Raw genomic sequence first — 24698 nt, 5'->3', positions numbered from 1 at the left:
CCTGTAAGCGAACCGATACCGAATTCACCCGACGGGGTGACCCCATCGGCCGATGGGGCTGACGCGGCATCAGTGCTTGTAGAAGCCCTGCCCACTCTTGCGGCCGATATCGCCCGCATCGACCATTCGCCGCATGATCTCCGGCGGTGCGAACTTTTCGTCCTGGGACTCGGTGTAGATGTTGTCGGTGGCGTGCAGCAGGATGTCGACGCCCGTCAGATCGGCGGTGGCCAGCGGTCCCATCGCATGGCCGAAGCCCAACTTGCAGGCAATGTCGATGTCCTCGGCGCTGGCCACACCGGATTCGCAGAGCTTGGCGGCCTCGACGACCAGCGCGGAGATCAGGCGGGTGGTGACGAAGCCGGCCACATCGCGGTTGACGACCACACAGGTCTTGCCGACCGACTCGGCGAACTGCCGGGCGGTGGCGAGGGCTTCGTCGCTGGTCTTGTAGCCGCGGACCAGTTCGCACAGCTGCATCATCGGCACCGGCGAGAAGAAGTGCGTACCGACGACCCGCTCGGGACGGGAGGTGGCCGCGGCGATCTTGGTGATCGGGATGGCCGAGGTGTTGGAGGCCAGCACCGTCTCGTCCTTGACGATTTTGTCCAGCGTCGCGAAGATCTCCCGCTTGACCTCGATCCGCTCGAAGACGGCCTCGACGACGATATCGGCGTCGGCGGCGGCCGCCATGTCGGTCGTGGTGGTGATGCGGGCGAGCGACTGCTCGGCATCGGCAGCCGGCAGCTTGCCCTTGGCGACGAACTTCTCGAACGAGGCCTCGATATCACTCTTGCCCCGGGCCAGCGCCTCGTCCGTCACATCGCGGAGAACCACGTCCCAGCCCGCCTGGGCGGAGACCTGCGCGATACCGGACCCCATGAGTCCGGCCCCGATGACGGCGAGCTTCTTTGCCACTGCTGTCCCCTCACACCCTGTGCACTTGACGGTCCTCAGTGACGTTAGCGGTCGTGAGCGATCGTTTGGTGGGTAAGAGATACGCGTCACGCCTCGGATGACGGACATCACACCGACGGGGTCGCCGGGCGGGTCGCGATCCGGACAGTCCGCCGTCAGTCGGTCGCCCGTACGGCGTAGTTGAGGACTTTTCCGCCCAGCAGCTCTTCCATCTCGTCGAGGAGGACGAGGGCCTCACGGGAGGCCTCGGCGGGCTTGCGGCCGGCGAGCATCTCCTGCGCGATCCAGCCCATCAGGCTCTGGTGCACCCAGCCGATCTGGCCCGCCATCAGGCCCGGCACCGGGTCGCCGGCCGGCGCGCCGGTCTCCTCCCGGAGCGTTTCCTCCAGGTTGAGGTGGATCTCCTGCTGCAGGTACCAGAGGCGGGCCTTGAGGGTGGGCGCGCCGTGCACCACGCGCATGAACCGGTCGTACCCCTCTATCAGCGGTGAGCCGGCCGGCGCTGCTGCTGGGCCGGGTGCTGCGGGACGCCGCGCTGTTCGTCTTCCAGGCGGTGCTGCTGGTACTGGCCGCGCTGGCCATGGGGCTGCGCGCACCGCTGCCGGGCATCCTCATCGGCTTTGCGTTCGTCGCCGTGCTGACCGTGGCGCTGGCCTCGCTGTCGTACGCGCTGGCGCTGAAGGTGCGGACCCCGCAGGAGTTCGGGCCGGTCATCAACTCCCTGACCATGCCCTCGATGCTGCTGTCCGGGCTGATGCTGCCGATGACACTGGGGCCCGCGTGGCTCGATGTGCTGTCGCACTTCATGCCGCTCCGCTATCTCGTGGACGCGGTGCGGGCGGCCTTCGTCGGGTCCTACGCCTCCCCCGCCATGCTGCACGGCGTGCTGGCGGCGCTCGCGCTCGTCGCGGTGTCCATGACCCTGTGCACCCGGGCCTTCCGCAGGTCCGCGGCGTAGGCTCGCCCCATGGTGAATCTGACGCGCATCTACACCCGCACCGGCGACAAGGGCACCACCGCCCTCGGCGACATGAGCCGCACCGCCAAGACCGATTCACGGATCGCGGCGTACGCGGACGCCAATGAGGCCAATGCGGCGATCGGCGTGGCCCTGGCGCTCGGCTCGCTCCCCGAGGACGTCGCCGCGGTGCTGCTGCGGGTGCAGAACGACCTGTTCGATGTCGGCGCCGACCTGTCGACACCGGTGGTGGAAAAGCCCGCCCCGGAACAGGAAAAGTGGGGCCCGCCGCTGCGCGTCGAGCAGAGCTATATCGACAAGCTGGAGGCCGACTGCGACCGCTTCCTGGCGGAGCTGGAGAAGCTGCGCAGCTTCATCCTGCCCGGAGGTACGGCCGGCGCCGCCCTGCTGCACCAGGCGTGCACGGTCGTCCGCCGCGCGGAGCGCTCGTCCTGGGCCGCGTTCGAGGAGCACGGCGCCACGGGAGAGGACGGCAGCATGAACCCGCTGACCGCCACCTACCTCAACCGCCTCTCCGACCTCCTGTTCATCCTGGCCCGTACGGCCAACAAGGAGGTCGGAGACGTGCTGTGGGTGCCGGGCGGAAAGCGCTGACCGGCGTCCGCCGGTCTAGCGCAGGGTCTTCTGCTGCGGCCGGGCCGCCGCCTCGGGGGCGGCGTTCCGGCCCGGGTCCTTCTTCTGCCAGAGGAGGTAGCTCAGCGCGATCACACCGTGGATGCTGACGATCTTCAGCGAGGTGCCCTGCCACTCGTGCAGCGACGCGGTGTTGCCGCCGTCACCGACGTACCAGATCGCGATCTGCAACAGCCCGCACGCGACCACGGCCATCACCACCGTGCGCAGCCACAGCTTCCCTTCGTGCTTGGCGCGGGCGAGGCCGTAGCCCGGCTTGACCGGTGGCGGACCGCCCGCGAAGCGGTGCGAGAAGTGCCCGTCGACCCACTTGATCGTGTAGTGGCCGTAGGCGACCGTGAAGCCGATGTAGACGGCGGCCAGGCCGTGTTTCCAGTCCGCCGGCGCGCCGTTCTTCAGGTCGATCGCCGTGACGAACAGCAAGACCAGCTCCAGCAGCGGCTCCATCAGGAGCACCGCCGCCCCGGTACGCGGCATCCGGGCCAGGTAGCGCAGCGCCAGACCGGCGGCCAGCAGCACCCAGAAACCGACCTCGCAGGCGATGATCAGCACGACGATCACGGCTGTCTCCTTTCAGGGCTCTCCACCGAACACCTCAAGCCTTCCAGCGGCCGCCGCCCGCCACGTCGTCGCGCACGATGATCCGGGACTGCATCTTTCGATGTAGCGCGCGTCGTGCGGGGATGACCCGGACGTGGAGGCAGCGGGCCCCGGCGCCGTGTTTGATGGAGGGGTGACCGCCAGACCCCTCGCCGCCCTCGGCCGGCCGCACCGCCTCGATGTGCTCATCGCGGGCGGCGGGCTGCTCGGCGGACTGCTGCTCTGGGCGATGAATCTGCACGGCGGTCCCGCGCGCCTGGGGCTGCCCGCGTCCCTCACCCTGGTCTCGCTCACGGCGATGTCGGCGGCGGAGCTGATGCGCCGTACGGCCCCGATGCCGGCACTGGCCGTCGCGGTGCCGGCGCTGGCACTGGACCTCTGCGCCGGCACCCTGGTCGCCACCGTCCTGATGTTCACGGACGTGGTCTATGCGGCGGTGCTGTACGGCCCGGCGAGCGCGGCCCGCCGGATCCCGCTGCACTCCGTCCTGGTAACGGTGCTGGCCGCCATCGCACTGACCGCGGTCTGGCAGAACCCGCAGGTCGTGATGGTCATCATCGGGATCGCGCTGGTCACCATCGCCCCCGCCTGGACCGGCATCATCCTGCGCAATCATCGCGACGCCGCGCAGGCCGCACAGCTGCGGGCCGAACAGATCGCGCTGCTGGCCGAGATCGACCGGACCCAGGCGGTGGCCGGCGAGCGGGCACGGATGGCGCGCGAGCTGCACGACATGGTCGCCAACCATCTGTCCGCCATCGCGATCCACTCCACCGCGGCCCAGTCCATCGACGACCCGGCCGCGACCCGCGAGGCGCTCGGGGTGATCCGTGAGAACAGCGTGCAAGGTCTGGCCGAAATGCGCCGTCTCATCGGCCTGTTGCGGGACCCGAAGACCGCCGAAGGGGACGAGGAGCCCGCCGCGACCCCCACGCTCGACGGACTGGACGCGCTGATCGACCAGGCCCGTACGAGCGGCAGGAGCAGCGGACTGACCTTCGTCCTGGACGACTCCCGGAGCCCGGACGGGCCGGCGGCCGCTCCGAAGCCGGCGGCACCGGTCGAACTCGCCGCCTACCGCATCGTCCAGGAATCGCTGACCAACGCACTCAAGCACGCCGCGCCCGGCGAGGTGCGGGTACGCCTCGCCCATGACCACGGCGGCGCGCTCACCGTCGCCGTCCACAGCCCGTTCGCCGACCGCCCCGGCCCCCGTGCCCCTGGCTCCGGCACCGGTCTGGTCGGGATGCGCGAGCGGATCGCCCTGCTGGGCGGAGCATTCGAGGCCGGCCCGGAAAGCGGGCCGGCCGGCACAGTCTGGCTGGTGCGGGCAGCGTTGCCCGCCGCCGAGGAGGAAGAGCAACGATGACAGGCGCCGACGCGCAGCCGATCCGGGTACTCGTCGCCGAGGACCAGTCCGCCGTACGGGCCGGGCTGGTCCTCATCCTGCGCTCCGCCCCCGACATCGAGGTCGTCGGGGAGGCGCAGGACGGCGAGGAGGCGGTGCGGCTCGCCCGCGAGCTGCGCCCCGACCTGGTCCTCATGGACATCCAGATGCCCCGCCTCGACGGGGTCTCCGCCACCCGGCAGGTGGTCTTGGAGAAGTTGGCGGACGTGCTGGTGCTGACCACCTTCGACCTGGACGAATATGTCTTCGGAGCACTACGGGCGGGGGCGGCGGGCTTCCTCCTCAAGGACAGCGACGCGGCCGCGCTGCTGACCGCGGTGCGTACCGTGGCCTCCGGCGAGGGACTGATCGCTCCGGCCGTGACCCGCCGGCTGATCGCGGAGTTCGCGAGCCCGCGTACGGCCGTGCGACGGCCCGCGCGGCAGGGCGAGGCGCCGGATCCGGCGGTCCTGGACGCGCTGACGCCGCGCGAGCGGGAGGTGCTGGGGTGTCTGGGGTGCGGGCTGTCGAACGCCGATATCGCGCTGCGACTGGCCATGGCGGAGGCCACCGTGAAGACGCATGTCAGCCGGCTGCTGGCGAAGCTGGATCTGCGCAGCAGGGTCCAAGCGGCCGTGCTGGCACAGGAGTTGGGGGTGGACGGGCCGTAGAGCGGCAGGCCGGGGCGGCATTCCGCTCCCCCGGGCTCCCTCCGGGGGCCGTCGAGCGGGCCTTACTCAGGCGACATTGACGCGTTGACCGGGCGGCGCCGCCTCCAGCCAGGCGAGGAAGCCGGTGAGCGCATCCTCGCTCATCGCCAGTTCCAGGCGGGTGCCGCGGTGCCGGCAGGTCAGCACGAGGGAGTCGGAGAGCAGCGCCAGCTCTTCCTCGCCCTGAGGGGTACGGCGTTCCAGGACCTCGATGGCGGAGCGCTCCAGGACACGGCGGGGCCGGGGCGCGTACGAGAACACCCGGAACCATTCGACCCGGTCGCCGTTGTAGCGCGACACTCCGTAGATCCAGCCCTTGCCGCCGGCCTCGTTCTCCGGCACTTGCCAGCGCAGGCTGCAGTCGAAGGTGCCACCGGACCGCTGGATGAGCCGCCGCCTCAGTCCGAAGACGAACAGCCCCACCAGCACCAGTACCACGACCGCGCCGCTCACAAGCAGAGCGAGGACCATCTCGACCGACCTCCTCGCCTCGATGGGGGTGCCCCCGCGCCGTACAGGCGTGGGAGAGTCAAACGCACCTGCATTGCCTCAGCCGCGGGCCGCTCCGGACAACTCCGGGCAGCCCGCGGCTGAGGATCGATCTCGTCGGTGACGGGGCTCAGGAAACGCCCGTCACCGCACGCAGCCGGACATCGGCGCGACGCTCGGCGGCCGCGTCAGCGTCCGACTTCGCTCGCTCCAGGGCCCGCTCCGCGCGCTGGACATCGATCTCGTCCGACAGTTCCGCGATCTCCGCGAGCAGAGACAGCTTGTTGTCGGCGAATGAGATGAAGCCGCCGTGCACCGCGGCGACGACGGTGCCGTCCCCGCTCTCGCCGGTCGTACGAATCGTCACCGGGCCCGACTGCAGCACGCCGAGCAGCGGCTGATGTCCGGGCATGACGCCGATGTCGCCCGACGAGGTGCGCGCGACGACCAGGCTGGCCTCGCCGGACCAGACCTGACGGTCCGCGGCGACCAACTCGACGTGCAGCTCAGCCACGATGGCTCCTCGGGTCTCCACCTGCCTGGCTCGGCAGATGTTGGGTCAAATACTAGTGGTCGTACGGGCCGGGGGCGGCCAGGGCCGCCCCCGGGACCGGTGCCGGGGTCAGGAGACGCCCAGCTCCTTGGCATTGGCCTTCAGGTCCTCGATGCCACCGCACATGAAGAACGCCTGCTCGGGGAAGTGGTCGTAGTCACCGTCGGCGATCGCGTTGAACGCCGCGATGGTCTCGTCCAGCGGGACGTCCGACCCGTCGACACCGGTGAACTGCTTCGCCACGTGGGTGTTCTGCGACAGGAACCGCTCGATACGACGGGCGCGGTGGACGGTGAGCTTGTCCTCCTCGCCGAGCTCGTCGATACCCAGAATCGCGATGATGTCCTGGAGGTCCTTGTACTTCTGCAGGATCGTCTTGACGCGCGAGGCGCAGTCGTAGTGCTCCTGCGTGATGTAGCGGGGGTCCAGGATCCGGGACGTCGAGTCCAGCGGGTCGACCGCCGGGTAGATGCCCTTCTCCGAGATCGGGCGCGACAGCACGGTGGTCGCGTCCAGGTGGGCGAAGGTGGTGGCCGGCGCCGGGTCGGTCAGGTCGTCCGCGGGGACGTAGATCGCCTGCATCGAGGTGATCGAGTGACCACGGGTCGAGGTGATGCGCTCCTGGAGGAGACCCATCTCGTCGGCCAGGTTCGGCTGGTAGCCCACCGCGGAGGGCATTCGGCCGAGCAGGGTCGACACCTCGGAACCCGCCTGGGTGTACCGGAAGATGTTGTCGATGAAGAAGAGCACGTCCTGCTTCTGCACATCGCGGAAGTACTCCGCCATGGTCAGACCGGCCAGGGCGACGCGCAGACGGGTGCCCGGGGGCTCGTCCATCTGACCGAAGACCAGCGCGGTCTTGTCGATGACGCCGGAGTCCGTCATTTCCTCGATGAGGTCGTTGCCCTCACGGGTGCGCTCGCCGACACCGGCGAACACCGACACACCGTCGTGGTTGTTGGCCACGCGGTAGATCATTTCCTGGATCAGAACGGTCTTGCCGACACCGGCGCCACCGAACAGACCGATCTTGCCGCCCTTGACGTACGGGGTCAGCAGGTCGATGACCTTGACGCCGGTCTCGAACATCTCGGTCTTGGACTCGAGCTGGTCGAAGGACGGCGCCTTGCGGTGGATGGCCCAGCGCTCGGTGATCTCGGACGCGGCCTCCGGCTTGTTCAGGATCTCGCCGAGGGTGTTGAACACCTTGCCCTTGGTGACGTCACCGACGGGGACGGTGATCCCGGTGCCGGTGTCGGTCACCGCGGCCTGGCGGACCAGACCGTCGGTGGGCTGCATGGAGATCGCACGGACGACGCCGTCGCCCAGGTGCTGCGCGACCTCGAGGGTCAGCGTCTTGAGCTTGCCCTGCTCGGCCGGGTCGGCGACCTCGACGGTCAGCGCGTTGTAGATCTCCGGCATCGCGTCGACGGGGAACTCCACGTCGACGACCGGGCCGATGACCCGGGCGACGCGGCCCGTTGCCGTGGCCGTTTCAACAGTGGTGGTCATAGTGGTCAGTCACTCCCCGCGGTCGCGTCGGCCAGAGCACTGGCGCCACCGACGATCTCGCTGATTTCCTGGGTGATTTCGGCCTGTCGGGCCGCGTTGGCAAGCCGCGAGAGCGACTTGATGAGCTCTTCCGCGTTGTCGGTCGCCGACTTCATCGCACGACGCGTGGCGGCGTGCTTGGAGGCGGCGGCCTGCAGAAGCGCGTTGTAGATCCGCGACTCGACATACCGCGGAAGCAGGGCGTCGAGGACGTCCTCGGCCGACGGCTCGAAGTCGAACAGCGGGAGGATCTCGCCCTTGGACGACTCCTCCGACTCCGCCGCCGCCTTGTCGAGGCTGAGCGGCAGCAGCCGGTCGTCGAGCGCCGTCTGCGTCATCATCGAGATGAACTCGGTGTAGACGATGTGGAGTTCGTCCACTCCGCCCTCGGCGGTGTCCCGCTGGACGGCCGCGATGAGCGGTGCGGCGATCGCCTTGGCGTCCGCGTACGTCGGGTTGTCGGTGAAACCGGTCCACGACTCCACGACCTTGCGCTCGCGGAAGCTGTAGTACGACACACCCTTGCGCCCGACGATGTAGGCGTCGGCCTCCTTGCCCTCGGCCTTGAGCCGCTCGGTGAGCTGCTCCGCGGCCTTGATGACATTGGAGGAGTAGCCGCCGGCCAGACCGCGGTCGCTCGTGATGAGCAGCAGTGCGGCCCGGGTGGGCCGCTCCACCTCGGTCGTCAGCGGATGCTGGGTGTTCGAGCCCGTGGCAACCGCTGTCACCGCGCGGGTCAGTTCACTCGCGTACGGCGTCGATGCCGCCACCTGGCGCTGCGCCTTGACGACGCGCGAGGCGGCGATCATCTCCATCGCCTTGGTGATCTTCTTGGTCGCGGTGACGGAGCGGATGCGACGCTTGTAGACCCGGAGCTTGGCTCCCATGGATCAGGTCCCTTCCGTCGTCACTTGCCGGTGCCGGCCGGGGTGTCCTCGCCGAGCAGCTTGCCGTCCGAGGTCTCGAACTGCCGCTTGAAGCCGTCGACGGCCTCGGCGATCGCGCCGATGGTGTCCTCGGACATCTTGGCGCCCTCGCGGATGCTGGTCAGCAGCTCCTTCTTCTCGAGGTGCAGGTGGTCGAGAAGCTCCCGCTCGAAGCGGCGGATGTCCAACACCGGTACATCGTCCATCTTGCCGTTGGTGCCGGCCCAGATGGAGACGACCTGGTCCTCGGTGGAGTACGGGGAGTACTGGGGCTGCTTGAGCAGCTCGGTCATCCGCTTACCGCGCTCCAGCTGCGCCTTGGAGGCCGCGTCCAGGTCGGAACCGAAGGCGGCGAACGCCTCCAGCTCGCGGTACTGGGCGAGGTCCACACGCAGTCGGCCGGAAACCTGGCGCATCGCCTTGTGCTGGGCGGAACCACCGACACGGGAGACGGAGATACCGACGTTCAGCGCGGGACGCTGATTGGCGTTGAAGAGGTCCGACTCCAAGAAGCACTGGCCGTCGGTGATGGAGATGACGTTGGTCGGAATGAACGCCGACACGTCGTTCGCCTTGGTCTCGACGATCGGCAGACCGGTCATCGAACCGGCGCCCATCTCGTCGGAGAGCTTGGCGCAGCGCTCCAGCAGACGCGAGTGCAGGTAGAAGACGTCGCCCGGGTAGGCCTCACGGCCCGGCGGACGGCGCAGCAGCAGGGACACGGCGCGGTAGGCGTCGGCCTGCTTCGAGAGGTCGTCAAAGATGATCAGGACGTGCTTGCCCTGGTACATCCAGTGCTGGCCGATGGCCGAGCCGGTGTAGGGCGCCAGGTACTTGAAGCCCGCCGGGTCGGACGCCGGGGCGGCGACGATGGTGGTGTACTCCAGGGCACCGGCCTCCTCCAGCGCGCCGCGCACGGACGCGATGGTGGAGCCCTTCTGGCCGATGGCGACGTAGATGCAGCGGACCTGCTTCTTCGGGTCGCCGGTGCGCCAGTTGTCGCGCTGGTTGATGATCGTGTCGACGGCCAGGGCGGTCTTGCCGGTCTGGCGGTCACCGATGATCAGCTGACGCTGGCCACGGCCGATCGGCACCATCGAGTCGACGGCCTTGTAGCCGGTCTCCATCGGCTCGTGCACCGACTTACGGACCATGACGCCCGGAGCCTGCAGCTCCAGGGCGCGGCGGCCCTCGGACTCGATCTCGCCGAGGCCGTCGATCGGGTTGCCCAGCGGGTCGACGACGCGGCCGAGGTAGCCCTCGCCCACGGCGACCGAGAGCACCTCACCGGTGCGCTGCACCGGCTGGCCCTCCTCGATACCGCTGAACTCGCCGAGGATGACCGCACCGATCTCGCGCTCTTCCAGGTTCAGCGCAAGACCGAGGGTGCCGTCCTCGAACTTCAGCAGTTCGTTCGCCATCGCCGAGGGAAGGCCCTCGACATGCGCGATGCCGTCTCCGGCATCGCTGACCGTGCCGACCTCCTCGCGCGAGGCCGCGTCCGGCTTGTACGCCTGGACGAAGTTCTCCAGCGCGTCCCGGATCTCCTCCGGCCGGATCGTGAGCTCCGCCATCTGGGTTCCCTGCTCTCCTTGTTGGGCCCGAAGTTACTTGCGGGTGTCTGGGGGGCTGTCCCCCAGGGGGTTTCCGCTTACGGCCCAACTCGGGCCGCCGTCATGCTTGTGCTGGTCCCCGGGGCTTCTTCCGGACCGCAGCCGGACCTCTCGGTCCGGCGGGTCCGGCTTCCGGCCGCCGGTTGTGCAGCTCTTGAGTTGGTGGCTGGGTCAGCCGGCCATCCGCCGGGCCGCCTCTTCGAGGCGCTCCGCGACGGTCCCGTTGATGACCTCGTCGCCGATCCGGACCTGGACTCCGCCGAGGACCTCGGGGTCCACGTCGAGGTTCAGATGGACCTGCCGTCCGTACAGCTGCGCCAGGGAAGCGCCCAGGCGCTGCCGCTGTCCCTCGCTGAGGGGCACCGCGGAGGTGACCACCGCGACCATCCGGTCCCGGCGGCTCGCCGCCAGCTTGGAGAGGGCATCGAGCCCCGCTTCCAGGCTACGGCCCCGCGGCTGTGCGACAAGGCGGACCATGACGCGCTCGGTGACCGGGTTGGCCCGGCCGCCCAGCAGTGTGTGCAGCAGCTGCTTCTTGGCCTCGACCGGCGCGGTCCGGTCCGTCAGCGCACGGCGCAGCTCGCCGCTGGAGCTGACGATCCGGCCGAACCGGAACAGCTCGTCCTCGACATCGTCGAGCTGGCCGGCCCGCTGGGCGACGACGAGGTCGCCGCTGTAGGCCAGCTCCTCGGTCGCGTCCGTCAGATCGCGCGAGCGCGACCAGCGGGAGCGGACCATGTCGCGCACCAGGCCGGCGGTGGGACCACCGACCCGGCTGCCCAGCAGGCGTCCGGCCAGTTCGGCCCGCGCCTCACCGGACTGCGCCGGGTCGGTGAGAACCCGACGCAGCGACACCTCGCGGTCGAGCAGAGCGGTGACGGCAGCCAGCTCCTCGGCGAGCTTCGCCGCGTCGACGGAGGTGTCATCCGTCAGCGCGTTGAACCGCTCGCGTGCGGAGGCGAGTGCCTCGCGGCTCGCTCCGTTCATCGGCCGGCCTCAGCCTTCGTCACGTTGCCCTCGACCTCGTCGAGGAACCGGTCGATGGTCCGGCTCTGCCGGGCGTGGTCCTCCAGGGACTCGCCGACGATCTTGCCGGACAGCTCGACGGCGAGCTTGCCCACGTCCCGGCGCAGCGCCTGCGCGGCCTGCTGCCGGTCCGCCTCGATCTGGGCGTGACCGGCAGCGATGATCTCCTCGCGCTGCCGCTGGCCCTCGGCGCGCATCTCAGCAATGAGAGTCGCGCCCTGCTCCTGCGCCTCCTGGCGCAGTCGCGCGGCCTCGTGGCGGGCGTCAGCCAGCTGTGCCCGGTAGTCCGCGAGCACCTGCTGAGCCTCGGCCTGAGTCGCCTCGGCTTCCTCCATCCGGCCCTCGATCTGCGTCCGACGCTCTTCCAGAACCTTGTTGATGTTCGGGAGGAGCTTCTTGGCGAGGAAGCCGAAGACGATGAAGAAAGCGATCAGGCCGATGACCAGCTCTGGAATCGGCGGGATCAGAGGGTTCTCGGGAACCTCCGCCGCCATGTTGAAGCCCAGGGCGTTCACATCAATGCCTTCCGTCTGTCGGTGATTGCAGCAGTCCGTCAGGCCTTGAAGAGGAAGCCCATGACGATGCCGATCAGGGCGAGCGCCTCACAGAAGGCGAAACCCATGATCTGGTTGGTGCGGATCAGGCCGGCAGCCTCGGGCTGACGGGCGAGGGCCTGGGTGCCGTTACCGAAGATGATGCCGACGCCGACGCCGGGGCCGATCGCGGCGAGGCCGTAACCGATCGAGCCGAGGTTGCCGGTGACGCCGGCGGCGAGGTTGACAGTCTCGAGAGCAGCGGACATGCCGTTACTTCCTTCTCTTTCACGGACCGATGGGGGTTGGCCACCGGGCGTCTATAGGGGCTGGGGAGACAGGGGCTCAGTGGTGCTCGGCGAGCGCGCCCTGGAGGTAGTTCGCGGTCAGGAGCACGAAGACGTACGCCTGCACGGCCTGGATGAACAGCTCGAAAGCGGTCAGCAGGATGGTCATGATGAACGAGGCGCCGGCGTAGACCACGCCGAATCCGTTCAGCAGGTACCAGGTGGCGATCGTGAACATCAGCAGCAGGAGGTGGCCGGCGAACATGTTCGCGAAGAGCCGCACCGCGTGGGTGAAGGGCCGGATGATCAGGTTCGAGAGCAGCTCGATGACGATCAGCATCGGCAGGACCGCGCCGAGCGACTTGTCGTAGCCGCTGAAGTTCTTCAGCGCGCCGACGAAGCCGTGCCGCTTGAAGGTCAGGGTGACCCACGTGACGTAGACGATCGCCGCGAGACCCGCGGGGAACGCGATGATCGAGGTCACCGGGAACTGGGCGATCGGAACGATCGACCACAGATTCATGATCCAGACGAAGAAGAACAGCGAGACGATGAAGGGGACGTACTTCTCGCCCTCCTTCTTGCCGAGCGCGTCGTAGACGATCCCGCGGCGCACGAAGTCATAACCCGCTTCGCCGATCATCTGCAGCTTGCCCGGCACCACCTTGGCTTTGCCGAACGCCGCCCAGAAGAACGCCACGACCACGACGGTGCTGAGCAGCGCCAGCAGCATGACCTTGTTGAACTCGAAGCCGTTGATCGTGAACAGCGGCTTGAAGACGAACGAATGAAGCCCGGGAGCTGGGAAGCCGCACCCGGAGAAGATGTGGCAGTCGGTCTCGAAGGCGAGCATCGTTTCAGCACTCACCGCGAGCTCCTTCAGCGTGGCGCATGGGTACGGCAACCTCGTTGTGTCGGCGCGGCGTTGAGCCACGGAGCGGCACTGGACTGGTCTTACGGATTAGGGGGCGGCTGGCGGGCGCTGGGCCCGGCCTCATCACAGGCATCGGCCGCGAGAACTGCCCGTTCCATCGAGTGGATCTGGGGAGCTCAGCCGCCTGCGCCAACTGTGCCGCAGTTGGCACCGGACGATAGCAGGCCCGCAAGAGGGCTTTTATCTCGGCCCTACGTGTCACGTCGGCGACCCCGCCGTCTCCGCCTTCTTCGTCTCGGCGGAGTCGGGATCCACGTACAGAATCTTCGCCTTCATGTGACCGCGGGTCTGCGCCGCGATCCACACGAGAGTGGCGCCGAGCAATGTGAACGCAAATGCCTTGGTGTCGAAGAGGGTTGTGTCCTTGAACGCGATCAGGAAGACCAGCACGAACAGAATCTGCACCGTGTAAAGCAGCAGGCCCATCATCTGGAAAAGCTGCGGCAGACTCCTCGCGGTCTTCTGCAGGACAACCAGCCCGGCCCCCATGACGAGCAGCACCAGCACGGTGCCGACGACAGCGCCGATCGCTCCCGTCGCACCGACGGCCACAGCGCTCACGGCAACGGCGATGACACCGGTGGCGAGCGTGGGCACAGCGGTGTGAAGGAGTAGTCGGGCGTCATTCGACTGCATGGCGGCGCTCCGGCAAAAGGTGGGGGTTGTCGTCAGGGACGAGCGTAGACCCGGCCAGAGGCGGAACCTGAGGCTGAAAGAACGTCGCACTACGTTCTCTCGGCTCTATCGCCGGGTTTCGTGAACGGTATCACAAACTATTTGATGAGGTCTTTACCTGGTTCGTGTGGACCCTGTCACACCTGAGCGTGAACCCGCGCGTTGGTGCACTGACGGCCAGCCTTTTGTCTGGTATGGGGTCAACCGACCCGATTTTTATCGCGCGTTCGGGCGATCACCTGGCGGGATCAGCGGTGACTGCCCGCCCTCCGGTGCTCCACGAAGCGTGAGCGGTCGCCGATCGCGGTGGCCCCGTTGATGCCCGCCGGGACCGGCTCGCGCTCCTCCTCCGGCTCGACGGCGTCCTCGCCGTCGGCCACCGCGGCGGTCGCCGTCGCGTGGGCGGCCCGCCGGTAGCGCGGCGGCACCATCCACTCCGCCCAGCGCGGCGTACGCGGCGTGAAGCGCGGCAGCAGGAGCAGCACCAGGCCCACCGCGCTCAGCAGCACGATGCCCAGCACGATCCACATGCTGGCGTTGTTCACCGAGTAGGCGACCGCGCCGAAGGCGATCAGCGCGGACCAGAAGTACATGATCAGCACGGCCCGGCTGTGCGAGTGGCCGATTTCCAGCAGTCGGTGGTGCAGGTGACCGCGGTCGGCGGCGAACGGCGACTGGCCCTGCCAGGTGCGCCGCACGATCGCCAGGACCAGGTCGGCGACCGGCACCGCGATGACCGTCAGGGGCAGCAGCAGGGGGATGTAGACCGGCACCATCGCGTGGGTCGCCTCGCGCAGACCGCCCGCCTTCACATTGAGCAGGTCCGGGTCGACCTGGCCGGTCACCGAGACCGCGCCCGCGGCCATCACCAGGCCGATCAGCATCGATCCCGAGTCACCCATGAAGATCCGCGCCGGGTGCATGTTGTGCGGCAGGAAGCCCAGGCACATGCCCATCAGCACGACCGAGAACAGCGTTGCGGGCGCGGCCGCCTCGATGCCATAGCCGAACCACATCCGGTACGCGTACATGAAGAACGCCGCGGCCGCGATGCACACCATGCCGGAGGCGAGACCGTCCAGGCCGTCGACGAAGTTGACCGCATTGATGGTGATGACGACGAGCGCGACGGTCAGCAGGGTGCCCTGCATCGGGGTCAGCGAGACCGTGCCGACGCCGGGGATCGGGATCCACAGGATCGTCAGGCCCTGCAGGACCATCACACCCGCGGCGATCATCTGGCCGCCGAGCTTGACCAGCGCGTCCACGCCCCACTTGTCGTCCAGGACGCCGAGGATCCAGATCAGGGCGGCGCCGGAGAGCAGCGCCCGGGGCTCGTTGGAGTTCTCGAAGACGCTCTTGAGGTTGGTCAGGTGCGAGGCGACCAGCAGGCCGGCGCACAGCCCGCCGAACATCGCGATACCGCCGAGCCGCGGTGTCGGCTCGCGGTGCACATCACGCGCGCGGATCTCCGGCATCGCACCGGCCGCGATCGCAAACTTCCGCACCGGCCCGGTCAGCAGGTAGGTCACCGCGGCCGTGACGCACAGCGTCAGCAGGTATTCACGCACGGGCTGCCCCATTGGTATAGCTGGCCATCACAGCCCCACACCCTATGCGTGTCAGCCCCCTGACCGTGAATACAGGGAGAGACGCCTCGCGTCGGCGGATGGTTCCCGCCGTCACCCGTGATCGGGATAAGGCGGAAAGCCATGGACCAAAGCGACGGTGCGGGAGCGGGCCGTGGTGTCCTCCTCCAGCGCCGCCACGACCAGCCCGGCAACCGCCTTCATCTCGGCCTCGCCCATCCCCTGCGTCGTCACCGCGGCGGTGCCCAGCCGCAGGCCGGTCCGGCGGGCCGCGGGGTCGTCGGCGCACGGCAGGGCGCAGGTGTCCAGGACGATCCCGGCGGCCGCCAGCCGACCCCGGGCGGTGCGGGCGTCGAGGCCGAGCGGGGCGGTATCAGCGCTGATCAGATGGGTGTCGGTGCCGCCGGTGGTGATCGTCAGACCGTGTCCGGCCAGCGCCCCGGCGAGCGCGCGGGCATTGGCGGTGACCTGGTGCGCGTACGCGCCGAAGGCGGGCGTGGCGGCCTCCGCGAAGGCGACGGCCTTGGCGGCGACGGCGTTCATCTGGGCACCGCCCTGGGTGAACGGGAACACCGCCCGGTCGATGCGCTCGGCCAGCTTCGCGCCGCACAGGATCAGCCCGCCGCGCGGCCCGCGCAGCACCTTGTGTGTCGTACCGCACACCACATGGGCGTACGGGACGGGGCTGGGCGCCGCGCCCCCGGCGATGAGCCCGAGCGGATGCGCGACATCCGCGATCAGATAGGCGCCGGTCTCGTCGGCGATGTCGCGGAAGGCGGCGTAGTCCATGTGCCGGGGGTAGGAGATCGAGCCGCAGACGATGGCCTTGGGCCGGCGGTCCCGGGCCAGCTCGCGGATCGCGTCGTAGTCCAGCAGCCCGGTCTCCTCGTCGACGCCGTAGCCGGCGAAGTCGAACCAGCGGCCGGAGAAGTTGGCGGGCGATCCGTGGGTGAGGTGCCCGCCGTGCGGGAGGGACATGGCCAGGACGGTGTCACCGGGGCGCAGCAGGGCGGCGTAGGCGGCCAGAACGGCCGAAGACCCGGAGTGGGCCTGGACGTTGGCGTGTTCGGCGCCGAAAAGGGCCTTGGCGCGCTCCACCGCGATCCGCTCGGCGAGGTCGACGATCTCGCAGCCGCCGTGGTGCCGGGCGCCGGGATAGCCCTCGGCGTATTTGTTGCCCAGCGGGGAGCCGAGGGCGGCGAGGACGGCCGGTGAGGTGAAGTTCTCCGCGGCGATCAGCTGCAGACCGTCACTCTGCCGGGCGCTCTCGCCGAGCACCACACCGGCGATCTCGGGGTCCTGGCGCAGCAGGGCGGCGAAGTCCGGGGAGCCGGCCGGCCGGGTGACGGCGTCACGGGCGGCGGCCCGTGCGCGGTCCTCGACGGTCTCGGCCGGCCCGGCGTCCGGCGTGGGCTCGGCGGCCCGGGAAGGGCCGGCCGGGGTCTCGTGACGGGGTGACGCGGTGGTCGCAGGCATCGCTTGCTCCGGGCCTCGTACGGGGACGTAGTCCCAATGTAGGCGCGGCGGGGCGATCGGGCGCGGTGTGCGGGCCGACGGGGTCCAGGCCCGCGCACAGGGGCCCTCACAGGCCTGTCTCCCCGGTTGCCGGGAGACAGGCCTCAGGCGCGCGCCGGGAGCCCGGTGAGGGCGGTGACGACCGGGTCGAGCGCCTGGTTGATCTCGTCGCCGATGGAGCGGAAGAAGGTGATGGGGGCCCCGTAGGGGTCGTAGACCTCGTCGGACTCCGGGTTGGGCGCCAGCAGCCAGCCGCGCAGCGCCGCGGCGGCGCCGACCAGCGCACGGGCGCGCTCGATCAGCCCGCCGTCCGGCCGGGCCGGGTCGGGCTCGGGCAGCGTGGCGGGGTCTATGGCCCGCACCAGCCGGTTGAACTCCTTGAGCGTGAACGTGCGCAGTCCCGCGGAATGCCCCATCGAGATGACCTGGGCACGGTGGTCACGGGTGGCGGTGAGCACCAGGTCGGCGCGGATGACGTGCTCGTCGAGCAGCTCCCGGCCGATGAAGCCGGCCGGGTCGGCGCCGTAGTCGGTGAGCACCGTCGCGGCGTGCGTCTCCATCGGGGCGCCTTCGTGACCCCAGGTACCGGCGCTCTCCACGAGCAGTCCGCCGCTGCGGGCCTCGCCCAGCCGCAGCTCCAGGGCATGGCGGTGCAGCCGCTCGGTGATCGGCGAGCGGCAGACGTTGCCGGTGCTGACGTGGAGAATCCGAAAAGGGGGTGAAGGGGGGACAGGGGGGTGGGTGCCGGCGCCTGGTCCCGCTATGCCACGCCCCAGGGGCGCCATCAATTGGCCACCTCGAGCTCGGGTACCACCTTGCGCAGTTCCTCCGCGGTGATCGCGCCCGCGCGCAGCAGCACCGGGATCTTGCCGGTGACGTCGACGATCGACGAGGGCACGGCGGCGGGCGTGGGGCCGCCGTCGAGGTAGACGGAGACCGAGTCGCCCAGCATTTCCTGTGCGGCGTCGCAGTCCTGCGGGGACGGGTGGCCGGTGAGGTTGGCACTGGAGACGGCCATCGGGCCGAAGTCGGTGAGCAGCTCGATCGCGACGGGGTGCAGCGGCATCCGTACCGCGACCGTGCCACGGGTCTCGCCCAGGTCCCAGGTCAGCGACGGCTGGTGCTTGGCGACGAGGGTGAGCGCACCGGGCCAGAAGGCGTCGACCAGCTCCCAGGCCTGCTCGGAGAAGTCGGTGACCAGGCCGTGCAGGGTGTTGGGGGACCCGACGAGGACCGGGGAGGGCATACCGCGGCCGCGGCCCTTGGCCTCCAGCAGATCGCCGACGGCCTCGGCGCTGAAGGCGTCCGCGCCGATGCCGTAGACGGTGTCGGTCGGCAGCACGACCAGCTCACCGCGGCGGACGGCCGAGGCGGCCTCGCGCAGACCGGTGGTGCGGTCGGTCGCGTCGCTGCAGTCGTATCGCCGTGCCATTACGGGACCTCCTCGTGCGAAACGAATACTTCGGATGCATCGGCTGCATCAGGCGCCGAAGCGGAACGCCTCATGGCGTCGCCCGGCGCGCGGTGGCGAATCGGGGCCTGTTGTTGAGGTCCGGGTGGTCGGCCGCATCGGCCCAGCCCCGCTCCTCGGTGAAGATCCACGGCACCTGCCCGCCCTGGGTGTCGGCATGCTCGATGACGACCACACCTCCGGGGCGCAGCAGGCGGTGTGCGGTCCGCTCGATGCCACGGATGGTGTCCAGGCCGTCCTGGCCCGAGAACAGCGCGAGTTCGGGGTCGTGGTCGCGGGCCTCGGGTGCGACGTACTCCCACTCGGTCAGCGGGATGTACGGCGGGTTGGAGACGACCAGGTCGACCTGCCCGTCCAGTTCGGGAAGCGCGGTCAGCGCGTCGCCGTGATGGAGAACGACGCGGGACCCCTCGACGTTCTTGCGGGCGTAGTCCAGAGCTTCTTCGGACAGCTCCACGGCGTGCACCCGCGAGCGGGGCACCTCCTGCGCGAGGGCGAGGGCGATCGCCCCGGAGCCGGTGCACAGATCGACGATCAGCGGCTCGACGACGTCCATGGCCCGTACGGCGTCTATCGCCCAGCCGACGACCGACTCGGTCTCCGGGCGGGGCACGAACACCCCTGGCCCGACGGCGAGTTCGAGGTAGCGGAAGAATGCCCGGCCGGTGATGTGCTGGAGCGGCTCACGGGCCTCGCGGCGGGCGACGGCCTCCCAGTAGCGGGCGTCGAAGTCCGCGTTCTTGACGTGGTGCAGCTCACCCCGTTTGACGCCGTGCACGAACGCGGCGAGTTCCTCGGCGTCGAAGCGCGGCGAGGGCACACCGGCGTCGGCCAGCCGCTGGGTGGCCTGGGCCACCTCGGCGAGCAGAAGGTTCACGGGGCCTTCCTCCTAGTGCGCTGCGTCTTCATGGTGCGGGTTCGCCGTCGATCGGCCGGGGGTCCGGGGGTGCCCCCGGCGGTGCGGTCCCCGGCCGGTACGTACCGGGTCGTGCGGGATTACTGGGCGGCGGCGAGCTTGGCGGCCGAGTCGGCGTCGACACACGCCTGGATGACCGGGTCGAGCTCGCCGTCGAGCACCTGGTCCAAGTTGTACGCCTTGAAGCCGACCCGGTGGTCCGAGATGCGGTTTTCCGGGAAGTTGTACGTACGGATGCGCTCGGAGCGGTCAACCGTGCGGACCTGGCTGCGCCGGGCGTCCGACGCCTCCCGCTCGGCCTCTTCCTGCGCCGCGGCCAGCAGCCGGGAGCGCAGGATGCGCATCGCCTGCTCCTTGTTCTGGAGCTGGCTCTTCTCGTTCTGGCAGGAGACGACGATGCCGGTGGGCAGGTGGGTGATGCGCACCGCGGAGTCGGTGGTGTTGACCGACTGGCCGCCGGGGCCCGACGAGCGGTAGACGTCGATCCGCAGGTCGTTGGGGCCGATCTCGACCTCGACCTCCTCGGCCTCGGGCGTGACCAGCACACCGGCCGCGGAGGTGTGGATACGGCCCTGCGATTCGGTGGCGGGCACGCGCTGGACGCGGTGCACCCCGCCCTCGTACTTCAGCCGCGCCCAGACACCCTGTCCCGGCTCGGTGGCGCCGTTGCCGCCCTTGGTCTTCACCGCGACCTGGACGTCCTTGTAGCCGCCGAGGTCGGACTCGTTGGCCTCCAGGATCTCGGTCTTCCAGCCGGCCCGCTCGGCGTAGCGCAGATACATCCGCAGCAGGTCGCCGGCGAACAGCGCGGACTCCTCGCCGCCCTCGCCGGCCTTGACCTCGAGGATGACGTCCTTGTCGTCGCTGGGGTCGCGCGGGACGAGCAGCAGCCGCAGCTTTTCGGTCAGCTCGTCGCGCCGGGCGTCGAGTTCCTTGACCTCGTCGGCGAAGTCCGGGTCGTCCGCGACGAATTCGCGCGCGGTCTCCATGTCGTCGCCGGTCTGCTTCCAGTCGCGGTACGTCGCGATGATCGGGGTCAGCTCCGCGTAGCGCTTGTTGAGCCGCATGGCCTCGCGCTGGTCGGCGTGGACCGCGGGGTCGGCCAGCCGCTTCTCGAGACCGGCGTGCTCGCCGATCAGTTCCTCGACCGCCTCGAACATCGTGGGGTTCCTCTACTGGCTGCTGTGGTGACCCGGATACCGGGGCGCTGGCACATCTGCGGCTGCGCCGCGGGGCCCGGGGCTCGCCGTACGGGAGCCGGGGGCCAGGACGACAAAACGCCGGTCCGGTCACCCCTGGGCAGGGGCGACCGGAGACCGGCGCCTTGCGGGTCGCTACTTCTTGGCGGCTGCAGCGCCCTTGCCGAAGCGGGCCTCGAAGCGGGCCACGCGGCCGCCCGTGTCCATGATCTTCTGCTTGCCGGTGTAGAACGGGTGGCACTCGGAGCAGATGTCGGCGCGGACGCTGCCGCCGGCGACCGTGCTGCGGGTGGTGAAGGACGCGCCACAGGTGCAGCTGACCTGGGTCTCGACGTACTCCGGGTGGATGTCGCGCTTCAAGGGATTCTCCTAGGTTCGGGAGTGCACCGGGTCGTGCTGCGGGTTGCGTCACGTGAACCGGGGCCGACGGTCCAGTCTGCCAGGACTAGCCGTATCTCCCAAAACCGGGGTACAGGCGCAACTATTCCCCGGCCGGGTTCCGGGGCCGCCGGGGCCCCGGAACCACACTTTCCGGCTACTTCACGTATTTGTCCGTGCCGCCCTGGTCACCGGCCGAGCCCTTGGTCGCGGACTGGGGGATGTCCTTGTCCTGCCGCAGCGCCTGCCAGACCTGCTCGCTCTTCTTCATCAGCGGCACCACCCGGTCCGGGTTGGTGGGGTCGTACGTCACCGGCATCGTCACCATCTTGATGTGCTCCGACCCGATGCCGCCCAGGCTCTTGGCCAGCCCGGTCAGTTCGGTGACCGAGTTGAGGTCGGTGTCGGTGGTGATGGCCTTGGTGGCCGTATCGGCGATGTCGTAGAGCTTGGTGGGGTTGGTGAGCACCCCGACGTTCTTGACCTGGTTCATCAGGGCCTTGATGAACGTCTGCTGGAGCTGGATGCGGCCCAGGTCGCTGCCGTCGCCGCCGGGCACGCCGTGCCGGGTCCGGACGAGGCCGAGCGACTGCTCGCCGTTCAGGGTGTGCTTGCCGGGCTGCAGGTGCAGATGGCTGTGGTTGTCGTCGATCGCCTTGCTGGTGGTGACGTCCACCCCGCCCAGCGCGTCGATGAGCTTCTTGAAGCCGGTGAAGTCGACCTCGATGAAGTGGTCCATCCGGACCCCGCTGATCGACTCGACGGTCTTGACCGCGCAGGCCGGCCCGCCGACCTCGAACGCCGTGTTGAACATCGCCCGCTGCGCGCCCGGGACGTCCTTGCCGTCCTTGCTGCAGTCGGGGCGCTTGATCATGGTGTCCCGGGGGACGCTGACCACACTGGCCTTCTTACGGCCCTTGTAGACGTGCACGATCATCGCCGTGTCGGACCGCGCGCCGCCCTCGTCCTTGCCGTACTCCCCGTTCTTGCCGGCGCGGGAGTCGGATCCCATCACGAGGATGTCCATCGAGCCGTCGTCCACGTTCTTCGGCCGGTCGTGTCCGAGGGCGGCGTTGATGTCGACGCCCTTCAGATTGCCGTTGAGCTTGAAGTAGACGTAGCCGAGTCCGGCACCACCGAGCAGTACGACGCTGGTCAGCGTGCATGCGGTAATGGTCAGTGCCCGGCGGCGTCGGGTCGGGCCCCTTCGCCGGCGGCCCGTGGCACGTATGCCGCGGGCACGGCTTTCGGCCGTCTTCGCGGTCCCGTTGCTGTCCGCCATCTGCTCCTCAGTCCTCGTTCGCTCGGCTGCCCCTCGCCGCCGCCGTGCCGTGTGCCGACACGGCCCGTTGCTCCTTGTCAGACGGGAGGTCGACGGGAAGGGTTGCACAGCGGGTCATGAGCGATTTCTTAGAAGTGCGCGGCGGCCCGCCCGGCGGGCTCAGGACCTTCGTCCTTCCCACCTGGGCTTTCGGCCTTTTTCCCGGCATGGCTGGAACCATGCGGGTTGCGCGGATCTGTGCGGAAGGTCTCAAGCGCGGCGTGTGTACGGCCCGCGGGGCGCGGTCCGGGTCACACCGCGCCCTCCCGTCCGCCCGCGCCGTCCGTGGCCACTCAGCACACAGCCCCCCTCACCCACAGGGGGCGAGGGGGGCTGTGCGTACGGCGCGAGGACGCGCCCGGGGGCGTCAGTCGTTGCCGTTGCCGCCCATACCCGGCGTCGTCTTCTGGATCTGCAGCAGGAACTCCGCGTTGGACTTCGTCTGCTTCATCTTGTCCAGCAGCAGCTCGATGGCCTGCTGCTGGTCCAGGGCGTGCAGCACCCGGCGCAGCTTCCAGACGACGGAGAGCTCGTCGCTGCCCATCAGGATCTCTTCCTTACGGGTGCTGGACGCGTCCACGTCCACCGCCGGGAAGATGCGCTTGTCCGAGAGCTTGCGGTCGAGCTTGAGCTCCAGGTTGCCGGTGCCCTTGAACTCCTCGAAGATCACCTCGTCCATCCGCGAGCCGGTCTCGACCAGCGCGGTGGCCAGGATGGTCAGCGAACCGCCGTCCTCGATGTTGCGCGCGGCACCGAAGAAGCGCTTCGGCGGGTAGAGCGCGGTCGAGTCGACACCACCGGACAGGATGCGGCCGGAGGCCGGGGCTGCGAGGTTGTACGCACGTCCCAGACGGGTGATCGAGTCCAGCAGGACGACCACGTCGTGGCCCAGCTCGACGAGGCGCTTGGCACGCTCGATGGCCAGCTCGGCGACGGTGGTGTGGTCCTCGGCCGGGCGGTCGAAGGTCGAGGAGATGACCTCGCCCTTCACCGACCGCTGCATGTCGGTGACCTCTTCCGGACGCTCGTCGACCAGGACGACCATCAGGTGGCACTCGGGGTTGTTGCGGGTGATCGAGTTGGCGACCGCCTGCATGATCATGGTCTTACCGGTCTTCGGCGGGGCCACGATCAGACCACGCTGGCCCTTGCCGATCGGCGTGACCAGGTCGATGATCCGGGTCGTCAGACCGCCCGACTCCCCCTCAAGACGCAGTCGCTCCTGCGGGTAAAGGGGCGTCAGCTTTCCGAACTCCGGCCGTCCGCGGCCCTGTTCGGGCGCCACGCTGTTGACCGTGTCGAGCCGGACCAGCGCGTTGAACTTCTCGCGGCGCTCGCCGTCCTTGGGCTGGCGGACCGCGCCGGTGACGTGGTCGCCCTTGCGCAGACCGTTCTTACGGACCTGGGCGAGGGAGACGTACACGTCGTTCGGGCCGGGCAGGTAGCCGGAGGTCCGGATGAACGCGTAGTTGTCGAGGATGTCGAGGATGCCCGCGACCGGGATCAGGACGTCGTCCTCGGACACCTGCGGCTCGTTGCCGAAGTCCTCACGGCCCCCGCGACGGCCACGGCGGTCGCGGTAGCGGCCGCGACGGCCACGGCGGCCGCCCTCGAAGTCGTCGTCGTCATCGGTACGGCGGTCGCGCTGGCGCTGGCCGCCCTGGCCGCCCTGACCGCCCTGGCCGCCGTCGCCGGCATCGCCCTTGCGGCGGTCGCCGCGGTCGCGGTCGCGCTGGCGCTGGCCGCGCTCACCACGGTCCTGACGGTCCCCGCGGTCGCCCTTCTGCCCGCGGTCCTGACGGTCGCCGCGGTCCTGGCGCTCGCCGCTCTTGCCGGGCCGGCCCTCGCCGGTCTCCTGCGGGGAGGCCGCGGTGTCGGTCTTGGCATCCGCCTTGACCTCGGTCTTCGTCTCGACCCTGGTCTCGGTCTTGACGTCGCCCGAGGCGCCCTCGGGGCTGCCCGCGGCGGCGGTGGCGCGGCGCCGGCGGCGCTCGCCGGCCGGCTGCTCGGCGATGGGGGAACCTCCCTGGTCGAGCGAAGCCGAGACCTCGGGGGACGGCTGGCCGGGGATGTCGATCTGCTGCTGGGCCCCGGACTTGTCCGCGGCCTTGTTGCCCTTGTCGGACTTGGCGGCCTTGCCGGCCGCCTGCTCCGCACTGTCGTCGCCGGTACGGGCCTTGGAGGTCGTACGGCGCTTGGGCTTGGTGTCGGCGGACGCGTCGGCCTTGGCGGCGGAGCCCGAGCCCCCGGCCTGCTTCTCCTTGATGACCTCGATCAGCTGGCCCTTGCGCATCCGCGCGGTGCCCTTGATACCGAGGCCGGAGGCGACCTGCTGCAGCTCTGCCAGGACCATGCCGTCAAGGCCGGTGCCGGAACGGCGGCGCCGCGTGGTAGCAGGCGCGGCGGGAGCGTCCGTGGCGGGCGCGGTGGCACTGCCATCGGTGCGCGCGCCCATCAGATCGGTGGTGTCGCTCACGAAGGGTCCTTCCCTGGAG

General features: G+C 69.5%; 24 protein-coding genes and 2 pseudogenes. 4 read left to right on the top strand and 22 right to left on the bottom strand.

Translation table 11 applies throughout. The annotated features are described in order from the left end of the window. Positions 1-69: 69 nt before the first annotated feature. Complete coding sequence (locus tag ACWGJY_RS22055; protein ID WP_453262524.1) at positions 70-918, bottom strand: 3-hydroxyacyl-CoA dehydrogenase family protein; 849 nt, start codon at positions 916-918, stop codon at positions 70-72. Between the two features lie 155 nt (positions 919-1073). Continuing rightward, positions 1074-1403 (bottom strand): annotated as a pseudogene (locus ACWGJY_RS22050) (TetR/AcrR family transcriptional regulator); the annotation flags it as partial. Here ACWGJY_RS22050 and ACWGJY_RS22045 point away from each other — a divergent pair. Both ACWGJY_RS22045 and ACWGJY_RS22040 read left to right on the top strand, forming a co-directional pair. Further along, a pseudogene (locus tag ACWGJY_RS22045) lies at positions 1403-1876 on the top strand (ABC transporter permease); the annotation flags it as partial. The pseudogenes ACWGJY_RS22050 and ACWGJY_RS22045 sit on opposite strands and share 1 nt — an antisense overlap. Positions 1877-1885: 9 nt before the next feature. Continuing rightward, positions 1886-2491 (top strand): cob(I)yrinic acid a,c-diamide adenosyltransferase, encoded by a 606-nt coding sequence (locus ACWGJY_RS22040; RefSeq protein WP_453262523.1) that lies wholly within the window; start codon positions 1886-1888, stop codon positions 2489-2491. A gap of 15 nt (positions 2492-2506) precedes the next feature. Here the strand turns inward: ACWGJY_RS22040 and ACWGJY_RS22035 are convergent, their stop codons facing one another. Continuing rightward, entirely contained in the window at positions 2507-3091 is a 585-nt protein-coding gene (locus tag ACWGJY_RS22035) for a hypothetical protein (protein WP_453262522.1), read from the bottom strand. Between the two features lie 172 nt (positions 3092-3263). Between ACWGJY_RS22035 and ACWGJY_RS22030 the strand changes: the two genes are divergently transcribed. Together ACWGJY_RS22030 and ACWGJY_RS22025 are read left to right on the top strand one after the other, a co-directional pair. Continuing rightward, positions 3264-4499, top strand: a complete 1236-nt coding sequence (locus tag ACWGJY_RS22030; protein WP_453262521.1) for a sensor histidine kinase — start codon at positions 3264-3266, stop codon at positions 4497-4499. Next, a complete protein-coding gene (locus ACWGJY_RS22025) occupies positions 4496-5188 on the top strand; it encodes a response regulator (RefSeq protein WP_453262520.1) in 693 nt (230 codons plus the stop codon). The genes ACWGJY_RS22030 and ACWGJY_RS22025 overlap by 4 nt, the downstream gene beginning before the upstream one ends. A 66-nt stretch (positions 5189-5254) precedes the next feature. Here ACWGJY_RS22025 and ACWGJY_RS22020 read toward each other — a convergent pair whose 3' ends face one another. The 19 genes from ACWGJY_RS22020 to rho all read right to left on the bottom strand — a co-directional run bounded on the left by ACWGJY_RS22020 (position 5255) and on the right by rho (position 24679). Then, on the bottom strand, positions 5255-5698 hold the full coding sequence (locus tag ACWGJY_RS22020; protein ID WP_453262519.1) for a DUF2550 domain-containing protein: 444 nt from the start codon (positions 5696-5698) through the stop codon (positions 5255-5257). Positions 5699-5846: 148 nt separating this feature from the next. Further along, the gene (locus ACWGJY_RS22015; RefSeq protein WP_327224556.1) at positions 5847-6230 is read right to left on the bottom strand and encodes a F0F1 ATP synthase subunit epsilon; all 384 of its coding nucleotides are present in this window, start codon (positions 6228-6230) and stop codon (positions 5847-5849) included. Positions 6231-6338: 108 nt separating this feature from the next. Next, positions 6339-7781 carry a F0F1 ATP synthase subunit beta gene (gene atpD, locus ACWGJY_RS22010; RefSeq protein WP_453262518.1) on the bottom strand — a complete coding sequence of 481 codons (1443 nt, stop codon included), beginning with the start codon at positions 7779-7781 and terminating at the stop codon, positions 6339-6341. Between the two features lie 5 nt (positions 7782-7786). Beyond that, positions 7787-8707 carry a F0F1 ATP synthase subunit gamma gene (locus ACWGJY_RS22005; RefSeq protein ID WP_453262517.1) on the bottom strand — a complete coding sequence of 307 codons (921 nt, stop codon included), beginning with the start codon at positions 8705-8707 and terminating at the stop codon, positions 7787-7789. 20 nt (positions 8708-8727) lie between these two features. Then, complete coding sequence (gene atpA / locus ACWGJY_RS22000) at positions 8728-10320, bottom strand: F0F1 ATP synthase subunit alpha (protein ID WP_453262516.1); 1593 nt, start codon at positions 10318-10320, stop codon at positions 8728-8730. A 210-nt stretch (positions 10321-10530) separates the two neighbouring features. Continuing rightward, complete coding sequence (locus ACWGJY_RS21995; RefSeq protein ID WP_453262515.1) at positions 10531-11346, bottom strand: F0F1 ATP synthase subunit delta; 816 nt, start codon at positions 11344-11346, stop codon at positions 10531-10533. Then, on the bottom strand, positions 11343-11900 hold the full coding sequence (locus tag ACWGJY_RS21990; protein WP_453262514.1) for a F0F1 ATP synthase subunit B: 558 nt from the start codon (positions 11898-11900) through the stop codon (positions 11343-11345). The genes ACWGJY_RS21995 and ACWGJY_RS21990 overlap by 4 nt, the downstream gene beginning before the upstream one ends. Before the next feature lie 38 nt (positions 11901-11938). After that, complete coding sequence (atpE, locus tag ACWGJY_RS21985) at positions 11939-12187, bottom strand: ATP synthase F0 subunit C (RefSeq protein ID WP_018087389.1); 249 nt, start codon at positions 12185-12187, stop codon at positions 11939-11941. A 76-nt stretch (positions 12188-12263) separates the two neighbouring features. Beyond that, positions 12264-13058 carry a F0F1 ATP synthase subunit A gene (gene atpB, locus ACWGJY_RS21980; RefSeq protein ID WP_453262562.1) on the bottom strand — a complete coding sequence of 265 codons (795 nt, stop codon included), beginning with the start codon at positions 13056-13058 and terminating at the stop codon, positions 12264-12266. A gap of 279 nt (positions 13059-13337) precedes the next feature. Beyond that, positions 13338-13775, bottom strand: a complete 438-nt coding sequence (locus tag ACWGJY_RS21975; protein ID WP_453262513.1) for a hypothetical protein — start codon at positions 13773-13775, stop codon at positions 13338-13340. 287 nt (positions 13776-14062) lie between these two features. Further along, the gene (locus ACWGJY_RS21970; protein WP_453262512.1) at positions 14063-15397 is read right to left on the bottom strand and encodes an MraY family glycosyltransferase; all 1335 of its coding nucleotides are present in this window, start codon (positions 15395-15397) and stop codon (positions 14063-14065) included. A gap of 99 nt (positions 15398-15496) precedes the next feature. Continuing rightward, positions 15497-16879, bottom strand: a complete 1383-nt coding sequence (locus ACWGJY_RS21965; protein ID WP_453262511.1) for a serine hydroxymethyltransferase — start codon at positions 16877-16879, stop codon at positions 15497-15499. A 143-nt stretch (positions 16880-17022) separates the two neighbouring features. Continuing rightward, positions 17023-17703, bottom strand: coding sequence for an arsenate reductase/protein-tyrosine-phosphatase family protein (locus tag ACWGJY_RS21960; protein ID WP_453262510.1), 681 nt, complete (start codon positions 17701-17703; stop codon positions 17023-17025). After that, the gene (locus tag ACWGJY_RS21955; RefSeq protein WP_453262509.1) at positions 17703-18350 is read right to left on the bottom strand and encodes an L-threonylcarbamoyladenylate synthase; all 648 of its coding nucleotides are present in this window, start codon (positions 18348-18350) and stop codon (positions 17703-17705) included. The genes ACWGJY_RS21960 and ACWGJY_RS21955 overlap by 1 nt, the downstream gene beginning before the upstream one ends. Before the next feature lie 70 nt (positions 18351-18420). Then, positions 18421-19266, bottom strand: a complete 846-nt coding sequence (gene prmC / locus ACWGJY_RS21950) for a peptide chain release factor N(5)-glutamine methyltransferase (protein ID WP_453262508.1) — start codon at positions 19264-19266, stop codon at positions 18421-18423. A 119-nt stretch (positions 19267-19385) separates the two neighbouring features. Next, a complete protein-coding gene (prfA, locus tag ACWGJY_RS21945) occupies positions 19386-20465 on the bottom strand; it encodes a peptide chain release factor 1 (RefSeq protein ID WP_453262507.1) in 1080 nt (359 codons plus the stop codon). 174 nt (positions 20466-20639) lie between these two features. Continuing rightward, positions 20640-20864 (bottom strand): 50S ribosomal protein L31, encoded by a 225-nt coding sequence (gene rpmE, locus ACWGJY_RS21940; RefSeq protein WP_453262506.1) that lies wholly within the window; start codon positions 20862-20864, stop codon positions 20640-20642. A gap of 175 nt (positions 20865-21039) precedes the next feature. Then, positions 21040-22164 (bottom strand): LCP family protein, encoded by a 1125-nt coding sequence (locus tag ACWGJY_RS21935; protein ID WP_453262505.1) that lies wholly within the window; start codon positions 22162-22164, stop codon positions 21040-21042. 406 nt (positions 22165-22570) lie between these two features. Further along, the gene (gene rho / locus ACWGJY_RS21930; RefSeq protein WP_453262504.1) at positions 22571-24679 is read right to left on the bottom strand and encodes a transcription termination factor Rho; all 2109 of its coding nucleotides are present in this window, start codon (positions 24677-24679) and stop codon (positions 22571-22573) included. Positions 24680-24698 lie beyond the last annotated feature (19 nt).

The organism is Streptomyces sp. NPDC054765, from assembly GCF_053612065.1.
The sequence above is the reverse complement of the archived record's forward strand: the minus strand, read 5'-3'. Positions and strand labels throughout refer to the sequence as shown.